The following is an 18817-nucleotide window of genomic DNA, read 5'->3' on the forward strand; positions in this document are numbered from 1 at the left end:
CAGCCAGCAACAAAAAGAGCCCGGCGCAAGCCGGGCTTTTTCTTTGCACGGAACAACCTCAGCCAGAGATCGCCAGGCGCTCCTGGTGGTAACGCCGCACCGCCGCGAACCACAGCAGCGCCGCCACACCGAAGCCCGCCGCCAGGTAGATCGCCCACACCTGCGGGTCGATCGACTCGCCACGGATCACCTTCAGCAGCATCTGGTTCTGCGCGAGGAACGGCACCGTGAACTGCCACATCTGCGTCTTGATCGGATTCACCGCCAGCGCGATCGTCGGGATCATCGGCAGCAACATCAGCCACGTCATGTGGCTCTGTGCCTCCTTCATGCTCTTGGCCGTTGCCGACAGCAGCGTCAGCAGCGTCGTGCCAATGAACAGCATCGGCAGCAGCACCAGCAGCATCTTGCCGATCGCGGCGAAGCTGACGTCGAGCATCTTGCCGACACTGGTGCCGACCTGCGCGCTGAACTTGAAGGCGAGCAGCGTCAGCAGCAGCGACAGCAATCCAAGCGCACACGCCGCGGCGATCTTGCCGCTGACGATCGCACCGCGACGGGCCGGAGTGGCCAGCAACGGTTCGAGCGACTGACGCTCACGTTCGCCTGCGGTCGCATCCATGATCAGGTACGCGCCGCCGAGGAACGACATCAGGATCAGCAGGTACGGCATGATCGACGACAGCACGATGCCGCGCTTCGCATCCTCGGTGGCGAGGTCGCGACTGCCGACGTTGAGCGCGCGCGTGATCGACGGATCGATGCCGCGGGCGAGCAGGCGCAACGCACCGACCTGGTCGCCGTAAGCCGTCAGCGCCGCGCGCAATCGTGCACCCGGAATGTCGCTGTCGCGACGCGTGCTGTCGCGAACGATCTCCACCAGCGCCGGCTGGCCGTCGTGCCAGTTGCGGGCGAAGCCGACGCTGATGCGCATGGCGACGTCGATGTCCTGTCGCGCGATCGCCGCATCCAGGTCGGCCGGCGCCGGCTTGGCCTGGATGCCCTGCGTGGCCAGGAACGCCACCAGGTTCGGCGCGCGCTCGATGCCGACGGTTGGCACTTCGAGGACTTTGTCGAGCTGCGTCTTGGCGCGGCTCTCGGCGAGCGTGCCGATGCCGATCATCAGCAACGGGTACAGCAGCGGTCCCATCAGCAGCGCGAGTGCCAGCGTGCGGCGGTCACGCGAGATGTCGCGCAGTTCCTTGTGCATCACCGCCCACAACGTCGCGATGCTGCTGTTGCGAGGAGCCTTGGTGCTCTGGATCGAACTCATGCGTGCAGGCCCTCTTCCGAACCGATCGCCTTGACGAAGGCATCCTCGAGATTGGCTTCGCCGGTCTGCGCACGCAGCTCGTCGGCACTGCCGGCGGCGACCACCTGGCCCTTTGCGATGATGACGATGCGGTCACACAGCGCGGCGACCTCCTGCATGATGTGGCTGGAGAAGATCACGCAACGGCCCTCGGCGCGAAGCTGCTGCAGGAAGGTGCGCATGGCGCGCGTGGTCATCACGTCCAGGCCGTTGGTCGGCTCGTCCAGGATCACGTTGCGCGGATCGTGCACGAGTGCGCGCGCGATCGCGGTCTTGGTGCGCTGGCCCTGCGAGAAGCCTTCGGTCTGGCGGTCGAGGATGTCGTGCATCTGCAACGCGTCTGCCAGCGTCTGCGTGCGTTGCGCGATCGCCTGCGCGGACATGCCATGCAGCTCGCCGAAGTAGGCGATGTTCTCGCGGGCGGTCAGGCGCTTGTAGACGCCGCGGGCATCGGGCAACACGCCCAGTGCACGGCGCACCGCCTCGGGGTCGCGCGCGGCATCGACGCCGTCGACCATGACCTCGCCGGCATCGGGTTTCATCAGCGTGTAGAGCATGCGCAGCGTGGTGGTCTTGCCGGCGCCGTTGGGTCCGAGCAGGCCGGTGATCTGGCCGTCGTGCGCTTCGAAGTTGACGCCATCGACGGCGCGCACGGTACCGGTCTTGGTCTTGAAGCTCTTGTGCAGGTCGTTGGCGATGATCATGGTTCCCACCCATTGAAGCCGGTGAACGGAGGCACGTAGCCGATCGTGTCCAGGCACTTGGCATCGAGCTTTCGCGCGTCGGTCGATTCAATGAACTGGCCGACCAGCTTGGGCAGGCAGCCGACGCCGCCGACGTTGTGGCCCTGTCCGCGCAGAACGAGATGACGTCCGTTGGGCAGATCCTTGAGCACCTGTTCGCCATAGGCAGGCGGTGTCACCGGATCGATCTCGCCCGACAGCAACAGTGCCGGCACCTTGGACTTCAGCGGCTCGTTGAACCCGGCCGGTCGCGACCCGTGCGGCCAGCTCTTGCAGGCGGCGAAGAACGCCGTTGCCACGTCGGCGCCAAGCACGGTCCCGGCATCGTTCGGGTCCGGCTGATAGCGATCGGCATCCTCGGCGCAGATCACCGACCACTGCATGGTCCGCGACATCTGCCCGCCGACTTCACGCGTCATCATCTGCGACAGCGCCATCAGCGGTGCGTAGCGGCCGCGATCGGCCTCGTCGATCACCACCGGCAGCAGCGATGCCATCTGTGGCATGTAGGAGAACAGGTGGGTCAGGCCGACCACGGTGTCGGCGGTGAGCGTGTCGTGCTTGACCTCGGCACTGGCGGGATCGCGGTACTCGACCTCCACTGGTGCGGCGGCAAGACGCGCCTTCAGTGAATGCAACTGCGTGCGCAGGTCCTGCGGGAAGCGCTTGCGACAGCTCTCCAGCTTCTGGCATTGCGCGACCTGCAGGCCGAGCGCGCGCTCGAAGGTGCGGGCGAACTCGCCACCGACGACCAGCGAGTTGGGAGCGACGCCATCGAGCACGATCGAGCGCGTGTGCTGCGGGTAACGTGCCGCGTACTGCTGCGCCACGCGCGTGCCGTACGAGACGCCGACCAGGTTGATGCGATCTACACCGAGTGCGGTACGCACCGCGTCGAGATCGGCGATGGCCTGGGTGGTGGTGTAGAAACGCGGATCGGCCTTGCCGGCCAGCGCCTGCGCGCAGCGCCCGGCGTAATCGGCGATCGCGTTGGCATCGGTCTCGTCGGCATCGGGCAGCGCCAGCTCGCGGCCATTGCCGTCGCGGCAATCGAGCGGGCTGAGCTTGCCGGTACCGCGCTGGTCGACCAGGACGATGTCACGCTGCTTGCGCACGTCGCGCAGCGCCATGTCGATCTGCGCGGCGTACTCGGTCGCGGCCTGGCCGGGGCCGCCGGCGAGGAAGAACACCGGGTCGCCGGTGCCGCCGGACTGGTCGGCGGCAGGCAGCCAGGCAATGTTGAGCGGGATCTTCCTGCCCGCGCTCCTGCCAGCATGGGGCGCGGCCGGATCTTCTGCGACCTCGAACTTCGCGCATTGCGCGTCGATGCTGGTCGGCGAGAGCGGCGCCGACAGCGTGCACGGCTCGAATGCGATGGTGCCGTACATCCGCTTGCCGGCGTCCTTCGCCGGCGCAGGGTCCGCGACCTGCGAACTGCAGCCCGACAGCAGCAAACCCAATGACAACGGAACCGCCGCGAGCGCGGAAGTCCTTCCCCAGATACTGCACGTGCGCATGATGACCTCTCGTCCATAAGGCAAAGCGCCTTCAAGGATGCCAGACGAGGGGCAAGGGAAGAACGTGACCCGGTGCGGGCGGCGTCAGCCGGAGCTGTCACCGCCAGCGGCAGCCCTACTTGCTGCTGACGTACTTCTCGCGGCGGATCTGCGGCACCGGCAGGCCATGGACCTTGAGCGCCTCGAAGCAGGCATCGACCATGTTCGGATTGCCGCACAGGTAGGCGATGTCGTCGCCGGCACTGGGCGCGAACTCGTCCAGGTACTGCTGCACGTAACCGTGGCGGACATCGGCATGCGCCTGCGCCGAACCCGGCTCGGGCAACTCACGCGAGAAGCAGGGGACGAAGCGGAAGTTCTGCGGGTGCCTGGCGGCGAATTCGCGGAACTCGTCGCCGTAAAGCAGCTCCACCGGCGTGCGTGCGCCGAACAGCAGCACGACCTGGATGTCGCGCTCGCGGATCAGCGCATCGAGCTGCGGCAGCATCGCCCGGTAGGGGGTCACGCCGGTGCCGGTGCCGATCAGCAGGTAGCGCTTGTTGGCGTCGGCCGGCATCAGGCAGAAGCGGCCGAACGGACCGCTGGCGTCGACCCGGCCGCCGCCCTCCAGGCCCTCGAACAACGCAGTCGCGGCACCACCGGCGACGTAGCTGACGGCGATCTCGACCGCCTCGCCAGGCCCCAGGGCGTGGTCGTGGATGGTTGCCAGCGAGTAGCTGCGCTTGGTCGCGGTGCCGTCGGCGTAGGTGAAGTGGACCTGGATGAACTGGCCCGGGATGAAATCCAGCGGCTGGCCATCGTCGCGGACGAAGGTGTAGTGGCCGACCGTGGGGGCCAGCATCCGGCGCGAAACGAGCTTGAGAGGGAAGTGCTGGATGGCCACGACAATACCGATGGAAGTTGCAACAGACTGTAGCCGGAGTGCCGGCACGAGGCCGCCTATACTACCGGTTATCGCTGCGCGGCTTGCCGCGAAGGCGCGCTCCACAACAGGCCCCCAGATGACCCCGGCTTCGAACCTCTCCTCCGCGGCTGCTGCCGCATCCGCGGCGCCTGCTCCCGCAGCAAGTGCCCTGGCCGCCGCCCCCGCGCTGTCCGTGCGCGACCTGCGCAAGACCTACGACAACCGTGTCGAGGCGCTCAAGGGCGTGTCCCTGGACGTGGTCCCGGGCGATTTCTTCGCCCTGCTCGGCCCCAACGGCGCCGGCAAGAGCACCCTGATCGGCATCGTCAGCTCGCTGGTCAACCTCAGCGCCGGCTCGGTGTCGATCTTCGGCGTCGACCTGGCGCGGCACCGCGACGCCGCGATGCGCCTGATCGGCCTGGTTCCGCAGGAGCTGAACTTCAACATGTTCGAGAAGCCGCTCGACATCCTGGTCAACTACGCCGGCTTCTACGGCGTGCCGCGCGAGCTGGCCCTGCAACGCGCCGAAGTCGAGCTCAAGCGCGCGCACCTGTGGGAAAAGGCCAACATGATGAGCCGCACCCTGTCGGGCGGCATGAAGCGCCGGTTGATGATCGCGCGGGCGATGATGACCCAGCCGCGCCTGCTGATCCTCGACGAGCCTACCGCTGGCGTCGACATCGAGATCCGCCGCGGCATGTGGAAGACGCTCAAGGAGATCAATGCCGCCGGCACCACGATCATCCTGACCACGCACTACCTGGAAGAAGCCGAGAGCCTGTGCCGCAACCTGGCCATCATCGACCGCGGCCGCATCGTCGAGCAGGGTCCGATGAAGGCGCTGCTGGCCAAGCTCGACGTCGAGGGTTTCCTGCTCGACATCGACGGCCAGCTGCCGGCGACGCTGCCGCTGATCGAGGGCACGACGCTGTTGGCCGCCGACGACCACACGCTCGATATCGAGATGCCGCGCGCGATGGACCTCAACCGCGTGTTCGCCGTGCTCGGCGAAGCCGGGATCCGCGTGCGCTCGATGCGGACCAAGTCCAATCGCCTGGAAGAGCTCTTTGTGCGCCTGACCGGCGAGAACGCCCAGGACAGCACCGCGCAGGCTCCGCCGGAACCAGTGGCGTAACGCCACACACACAACGCATTGCAGGACGAAGCATGAACACCGCCGTCGCCAAGGAACTCACCGACCACCAGCGCAACCTGGTGGCGCTGGGCACAATTGTCCGTCGCGAGATCAACCGCATCCTGCGCATCTGGGGCCAGACCCTGGTGCCGCCGGCGATCACGATGACCCTGTACTTCCTGATCTTCGGCGGCCTGATCGGTTCGCGCGTGGGCGAGATGGACGGCATCAAGTACATGGACTTCATCGTCCCCGGGCTGGTGATGATGAGCGTGATCCAGAACAGCTACGGCAACATCTCGTCCTCGTTCTTCGGCGCCAAGTTCGGCCGCCACGTCGAGGAGCTGCTGGTCAGCCCGATGCCGAACTGGGTGATCCTCGGCGGCTACGTCGCCGGTGCCGTGCTGCGCGGCCTGATGGTCGGCGCGATCGTGCTGGTGATCGCGATGTTCTTCACCAAGGTGCGCATCCCGCATCCGCTGGTCACCTTCACCACCGTGCTGCTGGGCGCGACGATCTTCTCGCTGGCCGGTTTCGTCAACGCGGTCTACGCCAAGAAGTTCGACGACATCGCGATCGTGCCGACCTTCATCCTGACCCCGCTGACCTACCTCGGCGGCGTGTTCTATTCGGTCAAGCTGCTGCCGCCGTGGGCCGAGGCGATGACCCATGCCAACCCGATCTTCTACATGGTCAACGCCTTCCGCTACGGCCTGCTCGGTGTCAGCGACGTGCCGGTGTGGGTCGCCTACACGCTGATGATGGCCTTCGTCGTGGCGCTGGCATCGCTCGGCCTGTGGCTGCTCAAGCGCGGTGTCGGCCTGCGCAGCTGAGGGTTTCTACATGCCGGCCTCAAGCATGCGCGTCCTGGTTCTCGGTGCCGGTGGAACCGGCGGCTACTTCGGCGGGCGCCTGGCGCAATCGGGCGCGGACATCACCTTCCTGGTGCGTCCGGCGCGCGCGGCACAACTGCACGCGGACGGCCTGGCATTGCGCAGCCCGCTTGGCGATGCCGACCTCCAGGTCGCGCATGTCACCGCCGATGCACTTCCGGCGCTTGCGCGCGAGCGTCCGTTCGACCTGGTGCTGCTGAGCTGCAAGGCCTACGACCTCGACAGCGCGATGTCATCGGCGGCGCCAGCCGTCACCGCCGACACCGCGATCCTGCCGATCCTCAATGGACTCGCTCATTACCCGTTGCTCGACGCCAGGTTCGGCGCGCAGCGAGTGCTCGGTGGCCTGTGCTTCATCAGTGCGATGAAGGGAGCCAACGGTGAAGTGCTCCACCTGGGTCGCCCGGCATCGATCACCTTCGGCGAGCGCGACGGCGATCCCGACAGCGAGCGCACGATCGCGTTCGCCCGCCTGTGCGCGAATGCCGGCATCGACCACGTGCGCTCGCAGCGCATCGCCGCCGATCAGTGGGCCAAGTACACGTTCCTGTCGACATTGGCTGCGGCCACCTGCCTGATGCGCGCCTCCGTCGGCGGTATCGTCGCCGCCGAGGGCGGAGAGGCCTTCATGCGCGCGCTCTACGACGAATGCCTCGCCGTCGCGATGGCCGAAGGCGAGCCGATCGTGGAATCGGCGCAGCAGGCCGCACTGACGACGCTGACCCAGGTCGACTCGCCATTGAAGGCGTCGATGCTGCGCGACCTGGAAGCCGGTCAGCCGGTCGAGGCGATGCAGATCGTCGGCGACATGCTGCACCGCGCGCGCGCGGCCGGACAGTCGGCGCCCCGGCTCGCTGCTGCGTGGTGCCATCTGCAGGCGTACGAAGCGGGGCGCTAGTCGCAGGCCATGCCGTTGCCGTCGGCGTGGCACACATCCGGCCAGCCATGCTCGCGCCAGTACGCGGCGATTCCGCTGCGCAGCAGGTAACGCTGGAACGCCGGGTCCTGGCGCAATGCGCGCGATTCGGGTTGCCAGAACACCCACTGGTACGAGGCATAGCCGGCTTGCTGCACGGCATCGAGGCCGTCGATGTCGCGCGCGTAGTCGCGCACCGGCAACAGCAACCGGGTGAAGTCGTACGGAACCTGGCCATGCAGCGGATGCCGCTCGGAGAGCTCGATCGCCGGGGTCACGGCCGGCCATAACGTCGGATCACGCAGGGCGGCAACGGCTGCCAGTTCCGAGGCGCGCCAAGGCAGGTCAGCGGGCAGTGCTTCAACCAGGCGCTGCGCGGTGGCGTAGTCGCGACGCCATACCGCATTGAAGAAACTCGCGGTCGCGGCGCGATCGGGCGGGGCCAGGGCGAGGTGCTCGCGTGCCTCGTCGTGGCGGCCCAGCGTATCGAGCAAGCGGCCTCGCCAGAAATGCAGGTCCGGGTCGAAGGGCGCCAGCTTCAGGGCTTCGTCGGTCTCGCGCAGCGCCTGCTGGACGTAGCCGAGCGTGGCCAGGCGGTAAGCGTGCCAGCCGCGGCACCAGGTATCGGAAGGTGCCAGTTTGATCGCGAGCTGCGACAACCGCATGCACTCGCTCCATTGCTGCGACCGACAGGCCTTTGCCGCGATGACGGCGTGTGCTTCGGGTTGTCGCGGGTCAAGTTGCAGCGCCCTTGCCGCCACCTGCTCAGCCTCTGCGCGCAGCTCGTCGCGCCCGGGCCGCGCCGACAGTGAGCGTCCCCACAGGATCACCGCCAGTCCGCCCTGCGCCCGCGCGTAGCCGGGATGCTCGCGGGTCAGTTCGCGCAGCGCGGCTTCCGCTGCCTCGGCGCGATCCTCGCCGACGCGCGGCGACGCGTTGCGCGCCAGCAGGTAGCGCCGGTACAGCGCGGGATCCTCGCCGGGGCCAGACGAAATCACCGACAGCCCCAACTGCAGTTCCAGCGTGTTGGCGATGGCGTAGGCGATGCTGCGCTGGACGACGAAGATGTCGCGGAATTCGCGGTCGAAGCTCTGCGACCAGACGGTGCGATTGCCGCTGGCTTCGACCAGGTGCAGGCTGATGCGCAGGCGCTCGCCGTCCTGGCGCACACTGCCCTCGAGCAGGTGCGTCGCCTGCAGCTGCCGGGCGACTTCGGTCATCGGCAATGCGCCATCGCGGAACTTGAACGACGCGGTGTGCGAGATCACGCGCAAGCCGTCGATGTGGGCCAGTAGCCCGATCATCTCCTCGCTCAGGCCGTCCGCGAAGGCCTGGCCGCGCGGGTCCTCGCCGACCGCGCGCATCGGCAGCACGGCCAGCACCGGCGATGCCACTGCAGTGCCCGTCGGACGTGGCCATAACCAGACGGTCAGGGCCACCGCGATGAGTACGGTTGCGGCGACGGCGTATGCCAGCCAGGGTCGCAGTCGCGGCCGGGTGCGCGCTGGCTGTGTTGGCGCGGGCGCCGCCGGCGCGGAGACCAGGCTCTCGTCGACCACCTCCGCGGCGTCTTCCACCTCTGCCTCGGGCACCTGAACCGGCGCTTCCGATGCGCCACTGTCCGCCTGCGCCGGCAGGTCGAAGCGATAGCCATAGCCGTGCACGGTATGCAGGTAGCGCGAGCTGTGTGCGTCTTCACCCAGCGCGTGCCGGACCAGGGTGATCACGCGGTTGAGCACGCCGGGAGTGACGTGGCGATGGCCCCAGACTTCGTCGAGGATCTCGTCGCGGCAGAAGACCTGGCCCGGCGAGCCCGCCAGCAGTTCGAGCACCGCGAAGGCCTTGGGCTCGAGCGACTGCGGCTGGCCCGCGCGCAGCAGGCGCCGGCCTGGCAGGTCCAGGACGATGTCGTCGAAGCGGAGCACTGGGGGGACAGGTCGGGTCATCGCGGCACGTGGAAAACACCCATCTACGGATACGCGGGCCGGTCGTGCACACGGCCTAAGCTTTCCCCAAGGTTTGGCTGCGGGCCCAACACAAGCCTGCGCTTGTCCTCAGCCCATCCTCAAGACCTGCGGCGGGCACGGCGCGAGTCTGGTCGCGCCGGAATCGACCGGCGTCGCCCGGAGATTCACATGAACACCCGTCTCGCAGTCCTCATGCTGGCCGTCGTCACGTCCTCGGCCGCCGCCCAGTCCGCCGCAGCCCAGTCAGCCCCGGATCCGATGGTCCCGACCATCACCATCGACTGCCAGCGCCCGCTGCTGCCCAGTCAGCAGGACATCGCCCGCCTGACCGGCGTCGACAACCTCGGCCAGGCCTATACCGTGCGCACCCGCCTGATGATCGACACCCAGCGCGCCTGCCAGCGCAACGCCGGCATCGTCCAGCTGGTGCTCGCCAACCCGAAGGCAACCAGGCGCCTGGCCAGCCGTTGAGCGACCTCAGGCCGGCAGGCGGAAGAACGCGCGCGCCGTGGCGGTGCTGTTGGCCGCGGCGGTGGCGACGTCCTCGCCGCGGTCGCGGGCCAGCTCTTCCACGATATGGGCCAGGTACATCGGCTCGTTGCGGCGGTGCGGCGGTGCTGGACGGATCGTGCGCGGCAGCAGGTAGGGCGCGTCGGTCTCGATCATCAGGCGGTTGGCCGGGATCGACTTGACCAGCTCGCGCAGGTGCTGGCCGCGGCGCTCGTCGCAGAGCCAGCCGGTGATGCCGATGTGCCAGTCGCGGTCGAGGTAGTCGAACAACTCCTCGCGCGTGCCGGTGAAGCAATGCACCACTGCCGGGCCGATGCGGCCATCGAAGTTGTTCATCATCGCCATGAAATCGGCGTGGGCATCGCGCTGGTGCAGGAACAGCGGCTTGGCCACGCCGTCGACAGCGTGGTCGACGGCGATCTGCAGCTGCTGTTCGAACGCCCGCCGCTGCGCGGGCCGCGGCGAGAAATCGCGGAAGTAATCGAGCCCGCACTCGCCCACGGCGACCACTTCGGCATGCGAGTGCAGTTCGCGCAGCTCCGCATCGCACTCGCTGGTGTACTCGCTGGCGTGGTGGGGATGCACGCCAGCGGTGGCGAACAGCTCACCGGGATGTCGCTTGGCCAGCTTCAGCGCCAGCGGCGAATGCTCGCGGCTGGCACCGGTGATCACCATCTGCGCCACGCCGGCTTCGCGCGCACGTGCGAGCACGGCATCGCGATCGTGGTCGAACGAGTCGTGGGTGAGGTTGGCGCCGATGTCGACCAGTTGCATGTCTGAAGGGGCATTGCGGGGCGGGGCAGTTTAGCAACTGTGTCCCGGCAGGCCGGTTTCGACCTGCACCGCGCGCCCACGCCTTATCCTTGTGCGGTGAACGAGCAAGCCCGGCAAGCGCCCACCTTCCCGATCGACGAGCTGCTGCCGCGCATCCGCGACAGCCTGGCCGCGCATCCGCGCCTGGTCCTGGAGGCACCGCCGGGCGCCGGCAAGACCACGCAGGTGCCTCCGGCGCTGCTGGATGCGCCGTGGCTGGGTGGCCAGAAGATCGTGATGCTGGAGCCGCGTCGTGTGGCCGCGCGCGCCGCCGCCGGTTTCATGGCCCGGCAGCGCGGCGAGCCGGTGGGAGAGACGGTCGGCTACCGCATCCGCTTCGAGAACAAGGTGTCGGCGCGCACGCGCATAGAAGTCGTCACCGAAGGCATCCTGACGCGGATGCTGCAGGACGATCCGATGCTCGAAGGCGTCGGCGCGCTGCTGTTCGACGAATTCCACGAGCGCCACCTCGCCGCCGACCTCGGCCTGGCGCTGGCGCTGGACGTGCAGTCGGGCCTGCGCGAGGACCTGCGCATCGTGGTGATGTCGGCCACGCTCGATGGCGAACGGCTGGCCGCCTTCCTCGACGCACCGCGCCTGAGCAGCGCCGGACGCAGCTATCCGGTCACCGTCGCTCACTTCCCGGGGCGGCGCGAGGAGGCGCTCGAGCATCAGGCGCGCCGCGCCGTCGAACAGGCGCTGACGCAGCATCCCGGCGACGTGCTGGTGTTCCTGCCCGGGCAGCGCGAAATCGCCAGGGTGCAGGCGGCGCTGGAGGCGAGTGCGGCGTCGGCGAGCGCCGATATGCTCACCTTGCACGGCGAGCTACCGGTCGAACAGCAGTCGCGCGTGCTCCAGCCCGACCCGGACGGACACCGCCGCGTCGTGCTCGCCACCAATGTCGCCGAATCGAGTGTCACGCTACCCGCTGTGCGCGTGGTGATCGACAGCGGCCAGGCGCGCGAACCCCGTTACGACCCCAACAGCGGCTTCGCCCGACTCGACGTGGTCACCATCGCCCAGGCCTCCGCCGACCAGCGTGCAGGCCGCGCCGGTCGCGTCGCCGAAGGCTGGGCGTACCGGTTGTGGCCCGAGTCGCAGCGCCTGGAACCGCAGCGCCGGGCGGAAATCGGACAGGTCGAACTGGCCGGCCTGGCGCTGGAACTGGCGGCGTGGGGCGATGCCAACCTGCGTTTCGTCGATGCGCCGCCCAGTGGCGCGCTCGCGGCCGCGCGCGAACTTCTTCAGCGCCTGGGCGCGCTCGACGGCGGCGCGATCACGCCGCTGGGCCGACGCATGCTCGCACTGGGCACGCACCCGAGACTGGCAGCGATGCTGCTGGCGCCGACGCAGGCCAGCGAGCGTGCGCTGGCCTGCGATCTCGCCGCGCTGATCGAGGCGCGCGATCCCCTGCGCTCGCGCAGCGATGCGGTGGCCGAGCGCTGGCAGGCGCTGGCGGCGTTCCGTGTCGGTCGTGTCGGCGGCGATGCCTCGCGTTCGGCGCTGGCTGCCATCGACCAGGCCGCGAAGCAATGGCGCCGGCGTCTGCGCGTCGATGCACCGCCACCGGCTTCCGCGCCGCCGCACCTGCTTGGCGATCTGTTGCTGCATGCGTTCCCCGATCGCATCGCGCGCCAGCACCCGAGCGATCCGTATCGCTACCAGCTCGCCAACGGCCGCAGTGCAAAGCTGTTCGATGACAGCGCGCTGTATGGCGAGCCGTGGATCGCGATCAGCGAGCTGCGCGATGACCCGCGCGATGCCCGTGTGATGCGCGCCGCACCCCTCGACGAACAGCGGCTGCGCAGTGATTTCCCCAAGCGCTTCGTCAGCGAGGACCGCGTCGTCTGGGACAGCGCATTGCGTGGGATAGCCGCCGTGCGCGAGCAGCGCTTCGACCGCATCGTCATCGACAGCCGGCCGCTGGCAAAACCCGACCCGTCGCGCTACGCCGATGCGCTGGTCGATGCCGTGCGCCAGCTCGGCCTGCAAGCGCTGCCGTGGACACCATCGCTGTCGCAATGGCGCGCACGCGTGCGCTGCCTGCGCGCCTCGCTGCCCGAACTCGAACTGCCCGACCTGTCGGACGACGCGCTGATGGCCACCGTGGAGCAGTGGCTCAAGCCCGTGCTCAGCGGCAAGACCCGTCTGGATGCGCTGTCGGAACAGGAACTGGGCGAAGCGTTGCGGTCGCAGCTCGACTGGTCATTGCGGCAGAAGATCGACGCACTGGCGCCGACGCGGATGGCAGTACCATCGGGCATGGAGCGGTCGATCGAGTACGCCTTCGACGATGCCGCCGACACGCCGGTGGCGCCGGTGCTGGCGGTGAAACTGCAGGAGCTGTTCGGCCTGGCCGACACGCCGCGCATCGCCGAAGGCCGCGTGCCGCTGACGCTGCACCTGCTCTCGCCGGGCGGCAAGCCGCTGCAGATCACCCAGGACCTGCGCGGCTTCTGGGACCGCACCTATCCGGAAGTGAAGAAGGAAATGAAGGGTCGTTATCCCCGGCATCCGTGGCCCGACGACCCGTGGACGGCGGCGGCGACCCACCGCGCCAAACCCCGCGGCACGTGATCGTCTCGCTACACTCGGCGGCATGACGTCACCGCTGGACGATCCGGGTTTCCTGCCCTTCAAGCTCGACCTGGTCGGGCGTCGCCTGCTGTGGCTGCGACTGGATGCGGCGCAGCGACGTGATGCGGCGTTCCTCGACGATCGCGCGCTGCCGGCCAACGCCGAGGGCGGCTGGATGCCGCTCGATGCCGTGCTCGCCCGCGATGCGGATGCCGCACACGCAGACGCCCGCAAGCCGGCCGACGCGATCTTCCATATCGGCCACTGCGGCTCGACCCTGCTCAGCCGGTTGCTCGACAGCTGGCCACAGGTGCAGGGACTGCGCGAGCCGTTGCCGTTGCGCACGCTGGCCGAGGCCTGGCCCGGGTTGAATACGCCGCAGTCGCGCCTGTCCGCCGCGCAGGCATCGCAGCTGCTGCGCCTGCTGTGGTCGCGCTGGTCGCAAACACTGCCGCCGCAGACCCGCAGCGTGGTCAAGGCCACCAGCAGCTGCAACGGCCTGATCGCGCCGCTGCTTGCACTGCATCCGACGATGCGTGCCGTGCTGCTCGACATGCCGCTGCGGCCCTACCTGGCGACGCTGCTCAAATCGCCGGCGTCGGTGCTGGACGCGGCCAATGCCGCCGGCGAGCGCCTGCACGACCTGCACGCACGCGGCTACGCCGATGGCATCGCCCTGCATGCATTGAGCCTGCCGCAGCAATGCGCAATGGGTTGGCTGGCCGAGCGGATCCGATTCGCTGCCATCGCGAACGGTGACCACGCGGCACGCGTGCTGCGCGTGGACTTCGACGCGTTGCTGACGCAGCCGCGCGAGCAGCTCCATCGAGTGGCCGATCACCTCGGCCTAGATCCGGAAGGTGTCGATCAGGCGATGACCTCACCGGCCTGGGGTCGCTACTCGAAGGCGCAGGCGCACGACTACAGCCGTGATGATCGTGCCCACGATCTTGCGCTGGCGATGCAGCGGCACGGGCCCGAGATCGCCGAAGGGCAGGCGTGGGTGGAGGCGCTGCTGCAACAGCATCCGCGCCTGCGCGACGTTGCCGTCGCCTAGCGGATCAGGTGTCGGCCCACATCCGGAACAGATTGGTCCGCAGCGATTCCAGCAGCACCTGCAGACGCTGGCGGTCGCCACCGCTGGCAGCCAGTGCCCGCGCTTCTTCCAGCTGCACCAGCAGTTCGCGCTGGCCGCTGTCGGCGACCCAGCTCTGCAGCCATGTGATCGCCGCCAGGCGCACGCCACGCGTGACCGGCGTGACGCGATGGATGGTGGTGGACGGATACAGGATCGCGCTGCCGGGCTCGAGCTTGTAGGACAGCTCCTGCGCGCCCAGCTGGATGGTCAGTTCGCCGCCGTCGTAGTCGCCCGGCTCATTGAGGAACACCGTGCACGACAGATCGCTGCGCATCGGCGGCGTCGACGGGAACAGCGCCTCGTCGACATGCCAGCCGTAGTTCATGCCCGGCTCGTAGCGCACGACCGTGGTCCGCGCCATCGTCCGTGGCTGCGCGAACACGCGCAGCTCCGGATAGCGCATCAGTGCATCGCGGGCGATCTGGGCGATGCGGGCATTGGCCGGATCCTCCTGCGGCGCCTGCAGGTTCTGCTTCACCGACGAGTCGGGATTGGTGATGCGGCCGTCGCCGAAGCGCACCTGCGGCAACAACTCGCGCACCGCCTGAAGTTCGGCGGCGGAGAGCACGTTGGGCAACACTCGGATCATGGCGGACCGCGCTGGAGCGAACGAGGCAATGGCCATGATCGGCATTCAGCCACGAGCCGGCAACCTCGCGTCCCGCTCACGCCGCTTCAACGAACCGGCGTGGACACTGCACCCCTGTCACCGTTTCCCCGGGTTATCCACGATGAGCAAGCTCTCCGACCTGCCCGAACGCGCCCTGGAACTGGCTTCCGCGGTCAGCGACAACATCCGCCATGCCGTGCCCGGCGTCACCCAGCAGGCCGGCAAGTGGCTCGAAACCGGTGCCAAGCTCGGCGTGGTCAAGAGCGGCGTGCAGGTGGCGGGCAAGTTCGCGCGCCGCAATCCGGTGCTGGTCGCCGCTGCCGTCGCTGGCGCCGGCCTGCTCTGGTATGCGGCCAAGCGACGCGCCCGCCAGGCCGAGAACGGCGAAGCGATCGAAGGCTCCTCGCGCCGGGTCGAGGCGCAGCGCAGCACCAAGCGGCCCGCCCCGCGCCGCAGCCGCCGCGTCGAAAGCCAATAGCCCTACAAGCTGATCGGCGCCGCTTCCGGCAACTCGATGATGAAGCGCGAGCCGCCGTGGCGGCGCGGTTCGTACCAGAGCTGGCCGCCGGCATTGGCGATGATGCGCTTGGCCAGCGACAGGCCCAGGCCATTGGACAGGCCGTCGGCGTCGGTGCCTTCGTGCAGCCGCACGAACGGTTTGAACAGCTCGCGCTGGCGGTCGGCCGGAATGCCCGGTCCGCGGTCGGCGACGATCAGCTGCCAGTAGCCCGGCGCACCGCTGCGCGCGGTCAATAGCAGCTCGCAGTCGGGCGCGTACTTCATCGCATTGGTCACCAGGTTCTCGCTGACCTGGCGCAGCACGCGCGGGTGGATCGCGACTTCGGCGCGGCCGGCCGGCGGTCGCAGGTCGATGCGGATGCCGCGGGCTTCCAGCTGGATTTCGTAGCGCTGCAGCAGCCATTCCAGCGTCTCGCCGACGTCGGCGCGCTCGGCGGGAAACTCCTGCTTGAGCCGCCCGGCCTGGCTTTCCAGGTAATGGCGGATGTAGCCCAGGGCGTCGTCGGCGCTCTCGTGGATCATCTGCAGGTAGCGCGGCACCCGCTCGGGCTTGCACACGCCACTGCGCAGCAGCTCGCCGGCGAACAGCACGCTGCTGAGCGGATTCTTGAGGTCGTGGGCGACGAGGTTGACCAGTTCCTCGCGCTCGCGGGCAACGCGCTCGAGGCGGTCGCGAGTCAGCTTCAGGCCCACGTGGGCGTTGACCCGGGCCAGCAGCTCTTCGGGCAGGAACGGCTTGGTGACGTAATCGACCACGCCGGCGTCGAAGGCGCGCAGCAGCAGGTCGCGGTCGTGGGCGGCGGTAACGAAGACCACCGGCACCTGCAACGGACCCAGGTCGTGCAGCGAGGCCAGCACGTCGAAGCCGTCCATGCCGGGCATCATCATGTCGAGCAGGATCAGGTCGGGTGGCGATTCGACGTAGCGCTGCAGCGCTTCCTCGCCGCTGCCAGCGGTGATCACCTCGTAGCCCTGGCGGACGAGGAGGGTTCCGACCACGCGCAGGTTCACGTTCTGGTCGTCAACGACCAGGATGCGTCCCGATGTGTTCGGGCCTGCGTTGCTTGTTGCCATGGCCATGCGTCCGTGTCCCCGTGGCGGCGACGTCCCCTCTCGCGCCGCGGCAGCATCGGCCCAGACGTTAGCAGAAACCCGCCTGATTGCGTGCATTTGACACCCCATCGCCCGCAATCCAGTGCCGGCATCGGTCGACATCCGGTCATGATCCGCAACACGGCGTTGCGGGATGCGTCTGCCCCAACGACCACAACGCGCCGCATCATGTAACACCCTACTCCTGCCGCGACCCCCCCAATGCGCCAGTCCCTCCGCCCGCTCGGCCGTTCGTCGCTGCAGGTCGCCCCGCTTGCCTTCGGCGGCAACGTGTTCGGATGGAGCGCCGACGAGGCGACGTCCTTCGCCCTGCTGGACGCCTTCGTCGAGACCGGCTTCGACCTGGTCGACACGGCCGACTCGTACTCGTACTGGGTCCCGGGCAACCAGGGCGGCGAATCGGAGACGATCCTCGGCCGCTGGTTCAAGCGCAGCGGCAAGCGCGACCGGGTCACCGTGGCCACCAAGCTGGGCAAGTGGGAGCGCCATCGCGGGCTGTCGCCGGGCAACATCCAGGCCGCGGTCGAGGGTTCGCTGCAGCGCCTGCAGACCGACGTGATCGACCTCTACCAGGCCCATGCCGACGACCCCGACACGCCCCTGGTCGAAACCCTGGGTGCCTTCTCGCGGCTGATCGACCAGGGCAAGGTGCGGGTGATCGGGGCATCCAACTACAGCGCCGCGCGCCTGGCGCAGGCGCTCGACACCGCCGAGCGCCACGGCTTGCCGCGCTACGAATGCCTGCAGCCGGAGTACAACCTGCATGACCGCGCCGGCTACGAATCGGAACTGGAGCCGCTGGTGCTCGCCCACGGCATCGCCGTGATTCCTTATTACTCGCTGGCCAGCGGCTTCCTCAGCGGCAAGTACCGCAGCGCCGCCGACATCGGCAAGAGCGCCGCCCGTGCCGGCGCCATCGGCAAATACCTCAACCCCAAGGGGCTGCGGATCCTGCAGGCATTGGACGATGTCGCCGCCAGCCATGGCGCGACGCCGGCACAGGTGGCGCTGGCCTGGCTGATGGCAAGACCGTCGATCACCGCGCCCATCGCCAGTGCCACCAGCGTGGCGCAGCTGCATGAACTGCTGGCGGCGGCGCGGCTGTCGCTGACACCGGCGCAGATCGCCCAGCTCGATGGCGCCAGCGCCGAATGAACCGTCCCGCTGACGCCATCGCTCTCCACGACCCGGCCGCGCGTCGCGCTCGCAAGGTCGGCTTCACCCTGGCTGCGGTCGGCGCGGTGCTGTTCTCGGCCAAGGCGATCCTCGCCAAGTTCCAGTATCGCTACGGCATCGATGCGCTCGACGTGCTGGCGCTGCGCATGCTGATGTCGCTGCCGCTGTTCGTGATCCTCGGCATCCACGAATCGCGGCGGCCCGGCCGGACGCCGATGAGCCGTCGCGATTTTGGCCTGATCCTGATCCTGGGCGTGCTCGGCTACTACCTCTCCAGCCTGTTCGACTTCTGGGGGCTGGAGTACGTGCCGGTGTCATTGGAGCGGCTGATCCTGTTCCTCAATCCGACCTTCGTGCTGCTGATCGGCGTATTCGCCTTCGGCCGCAAGGTCGCGCGCAAGGAATGGATCGCGCTGGCGGTGAGTTACGCCGGCGTCGCCCTGGTCTTCGTCGAGAACCTGCGCGTGCAGGGCGAGCACGTGCTGTTCGGCAGCGGCCTGGTGCTGCTGGCCGCGCTGAGCTATGCGCTGTACCTGGCGATGTCGGGCCAGCTGATCCAGCGCATCGGTTCGCTGCGGCTGGTGGCGTATGCGATGTGCGTGTCGACCGCGGCGACGGTGATCCACTACCTGCTGCTGCGCGACCCGATGCACCTGCTGCAGCTGCCCACGCCGGTGTACTGGCTGGCACTCATCAACGCGATCTTCTGCACGTTCCTGCCGGTGACCTTCACCATGGGCGCAGTGGCGCGACTGGGCGCCGGATCGGCGGCGCAGATGTCGGTGATCGGGCCGGTGTCGCTGGTGTTCCTCGGTGCCTGGCTGCTCGGCGAACCGATCACGGCAGTGCAGCTGGTCGGCACCGCGGTGGTGCTCAGCGGTGTGCTGCTGCTGACGAGACCGGGGGCGAACTCGGTGCCGGTGGCGAACTTTCCCGCCGACACCGATCCGCGCGAAGAAACGCGGGGCTGAGCG

17 protein-coding genes are annotated in these 18817 nt (G+C 68.4%); 9 read left to right on the top strand and 8 right to left on the bottom strand.

Annotated features, from left to right (window positions below):
* Positions 1 to 58: 58 nt before the first annotated feature.
* The 4 genes from HIV01_RS14030 to HIV01_RS14045 form a co-directional block, all read right to left on the bottom strand.
* The gene (locus HIV01_RS14030) at positions 59 to 1273 is read right to left on the bottom strand and encodes an ABC transporter permease (protein ID WP_200608071.1); all 1215 of its coding nucleotides are present in this window, start codon (positions 1271 to 1273) and stop codon (positions 59 to 61) included.
* Positions 1270 to 2016: an ABC transporter ATP-binding protein gene (locus HIV01_RS14035; protein ID WP_207526973.1), complete on the bottom strand. Its 747-nt coding sequence runs from the start codon at positions 2014 to 2016 to the stop codon at positions 1270 to 1272. Before HIV01_RS14035 ends, HIV01_RS14030 begins: the two co-directional genes overlap by 4 nt.
* The gene (locus HIV01_RS14040; RefSeq protein ID WP_200608073.1) at positions 2013 to 3572 is read right to left on the bottom strand and encodes an alpha/beta hydrolase; all 1560 of its coding nucleotides are present in this window, start codon (positions 3570 to 3572) and stop codon (positions 2013 to 2015) included. The genes HIV01_RS14035 and HIV01_RS14040 overlap by 4 nt, the downstream gene beginning before the upstream one ends.
* A gap of 115 nt (positions 3573 to 3687) precedes the next feature.
* Positions 3688 to 4455 (bottom strand): ferredoxin--NADP reductase, encoded by a 768-nt coding sequence (locus HIV01_RS14045; RefSeq protein ID WP_200608075.1) that lies wholly within the window; start codon positions 4453 to 4455, stop codon positions 3688 to 3690.
* 214 nt (positions 4456 to 4669) lie between these two features.
* Here HIV01_RS14045 and HIV01_RS14050 point away from each other — a divergent pair, with 214 nt between their 5' ends.
* From HIV01_RS14050 to panE, 3 genes are read left to right on the top strand one after another with little or no spacing between them, the layout of a single operon-like run.
* The gene (locus HIV01_RS14050) at positions 4670 to 5611 is read left to right on the top strand and encodes an ABC transporter ATP-binding protein (protein WP_245157007.1); all 942 of its coding nucleotides are present in this window, start codon (positions 4670 to 4672) and stop codon (positions 5609 to 5611) included.
* A gap of 32 nt (positions 5612 to 5643) precedes the next feature.
* Entirely contained in the window at positions 5644 to 6444 is an 801-nt protein-coding gene (locus HIV01_RS14055; RefSeq protein WP_200608079.1) for an ABC transporter permease, read from the top strand.
* 25 nt (positions 6445 to 6469) lie between these two features.
* The gene (panE, locus tag HIV01_RS14060; protein WP_200608080.1) at positions 6470 to 7402 is read left to right on the top strand and encodes a 2-dehydropantoate 2-reductase; all 933 of its coding nucleotides are present in this window, start codon (positions 6470 to 6472) and stop codon (positions 7400 to 7402) included.
* On the opposite strand, the gene HIV01_RS14065 is transcribed toward panE, so the two are convergent.
* A complete protein-coding gene (locus HIV01_RS14065) occupies positions 7399 to 9366 on the bottom strand; it encodes a winged helix-turn-helix domain-containing tetratricopeptide repeat protein (RefSeq protein WP_200608082.1) in 1968 nt (655 codons plus the stop codon). The genes panE and HIV01_RS14065 overlap by 4 nt on opposite strands.
* Before the next feature lie 189 nt (positions 9367 to 9555).
* On the opposite strand from HIV01_RS14065, the gene HIV01_RS14070 reads away from it, so the two are divergent.
* Positions 9556 to 9858 (top strand): hypothetical protein, encoded by a 303-nt coding sequence (locus HIV01_RS14070; protein WP_200608084.1) that lies wholly within the window; start codon positions 9556 to 9558, stop codon positions 9856 to 9858.
* Positions 9859 to 9864: 6 nt separating this feature from the next.
* Here HIV01_RS14070 and HIV01_RS14075 read toward each other — a convergent pair whose 3' ends face one another.
* A complete protein-coding gene (locus HIV01_RS14075) occupies positions 9865 to 10671 on the bottom strand; it encodes a TatD family hydrolase (RefSeq protein WP_200608085.1) in 807 nt (268 codons plus the stop codon).
* A gap of 96 nt (positions 10672 to 10767) precedes the next feature.
* Between HIV01_RS14075 and hrpB the strand changes: the two genes are divergently transcribed.
* Together hrpB and HIV01_RS14085 are read left to right on the top strand one after the other, a co-directional pair.
* Complete coding sequence (hrpB, locus tag HIV01_RS14080; protein WP_207526974.1) at positions 10768 to 13287, top strand: ATP-dependent helicase HrpB; 2520 nt, start codon at positions 10768 to 10770, stop codon at positions 13285 to 13287.
* Between the two features lie 22 nt (positions 13288 to 13309).
* Positions 13310 to 14344 carry a sulfotransferase family protein gene (locus tag HIV01_RS14085; RefSeq protein ID WP_200608089.1) on the top strand — a complete coding sequence of 345 codons (1035 nt, stop codon included), beginning with the start codon at positions 13310 to 13312 and terminating at the stop codon, positions 14342 to 14344.
* Positions 14345 to 14348: 4 nt separating this feature from the next.
* On the opposite strand, the gene HIV01_RS14090 is transcribed toward HIV01_RS14085, so the two are convergent.
* A complete protein-coding gene (locus HIV01_RS14090) occupies positions 14349 to 15014 on the bottom strand; it encodes a Fe2+-dependent dioxygenase (RefSeq protein ID WP_200608091.1) in 666 nt (221 codons plus the stop codon).
* Positions 15015 to 15156: 142 nt separating this feature from the next.
* On the opposite strand from HIV01_RS14090, the gene HIV01_RS14095 reads away from it, so the two are divergent.
* Positions 15157 to 15513: a hypothetical protein gene (locus HIV01_RS14095; RefSeq protein ID WP_200608093.1), complete on the top strand. Its 357-nt coding sequence runs from the start codon at positions 15157 to 15159 to the stop codon at positions 15511 to 15513.
* Positions 15514 to 15515: 2 nt separating this feature from the next.
* Here the strand turns inward: HIV01_RS14095 and HIV01_RS14100 are convergent, their stop codons facing one another.
* Positions 15516 to 16628: a hybrid sensor histidine kinase/response regulator gene (locus HIV01_RS14100; RefSeq protein ID WP_200608095.1), complete on the bottom strand. Its 1113-nt coding sequence runs from the start codon at positions 16626 to 16628 to the stop codon at positions 15516 to 15518.
* 240 nt (positions 16629 to 16868) lie between these two features.
* Between HIV01_RS14100 and HIV01_RS14105 the strand changes: the two genes are divergently transcribed.
* A complete protein-coding gene (locus HIV01_RS14105; RefSeq protein ID WP_200608097.1) occupies positions 16869 to 17822 on the top strand; it encodes an aldo/keto reductase in 954 nt (317 codons plus the stop codon).
* Positions 17819 to 18814 (top strand): DMT family transporter, encoded by a 996-nt coding sequence (locus HIV01_RS14110; RefSeq protein WP_200608099.1) that lies wholly within the window; start codon positions 17819 to 17821, stop codon positions 18812 to 18814. The genes HIV01_RS14105 and HIV01_RS14110 overlap by 4 nt, the downstream gene beginning before the upstream one ends.
* The last annotated feature ends 3 nt before the right edge of the window (positions 18815 to 18817 follow it).

It is taken from the genome of Lysobacter arenosi (assembly GCF_016613475.2).
GTDB lineage: Bacteria > Pseudomonadota > Gammaproteobacteria > Xanthomonadales > Xanthomonadaceae > Lysobacter_J > Lysobacter_J arenosi.

Excerpts from the sequence above, each read along its gene's own strand:
- HIV01_RS14030 (WP_200608071.1), bottom strand. The coding sequence starts at position 1,273 with ATGAGTTCGATCCAGAGCACCAAGGCTCCTCGCAACAGCAGCATCGCG.
- HIV01_RS14035 (WP_207526973.1), bottom strand. The coding sequence starts at position 2,016 with ATGATCATCGCCAACGACCTGCACAAGAGCTTCAAGACCAAGACCGGT.
- HIV01_RS14040 (WP_200608073.1), bottom strand. The coding sequence starts at position 3,572 with ATGCGCACGTGCAGTATCTGGGGAAGGACTTCCGCGCTCGCGGCGGTT.
- HIV01_RS14055 (WP_200608079.1), top strand. The coding sequence starts at position 5,644 with ATGAACACCGCCGTCGCCAAGGAACTCACCGACCACCAGCGCAACCTG.
- panE (WP_200608080.1), top strand. The coding sequence starts at position 6,470 with ATGCGCGTCCTGGTTCTCGGTGCCGGTGGAACCGGCGGCTACTTCGGC.
- HIV01_RS14065 (WP_200608082.1), bottom strand. The coding sequence starts at position 9,366 with ATGACCCGACCTGTCCCCCCAGTGCTCCGCTTCGACGACATCGTCCTG.
- HIV01_RS14070 (WP_200608084.1), top strand. The coding sequence starts at position 9,556 with ATGAACACCCGTCTCGCAGTCCTCATGCTGGCCGTCGTCACGTCCTCG.
- HIV01_RS14075 (WP_200608085.1), bottom strand. The coding sequence starts at position 10,671 with ATGCAACTGGTCGACATCGGCGCCAACCTCACCCACGACTCGTTCGAC.
- HIV01_RS14085 (WP_200608089.1), top strand. The coding sequence starts at position 13,310 with ATGACGTCACCGCTGGACGATCCGGGTTTCCTGCCCTTCAAGCTCGAC.
- HIV01_RS14090 (WP_200608091.1), bottom strand. The coding sequence starts at position 15,014 with ATGATCCGAGTGTTGCCCAACGTGCTCTCCGCCGCCGAACTTCAGGCG.
- HIV01_RS14095 (WP_200608093.1), top strand. The coding sequence starts at position 15,157 with ATGAGCAAGCTCTCCGACCTGCCCGAACGCGCCCTGGAACTGGCTTCC.
- HIV01_RS14100 (WP_200608095.1), bottom strand. The coding sequence starts at position 16,628 with ATGGCAACAAGCAACGCAGGCCCGAACACATCGGGACGCATCCTGGTC.
- HIV01_RS14105 (WP_200608097.1), top strand. The coding sequence starts at position 16,869 with ATGCGCCAGTCCCTCCGCCCGCTCGGCCGTTCGTCGCTGCAGGTCGCC.
- HIV01_RS14110 (WP_200608099.1), top strand. The coding sequence starts at position 17,819 with ATGAACCGTCCCGCTGACGCCATCGCTCTCCACGACCCGGCCGCGCGT.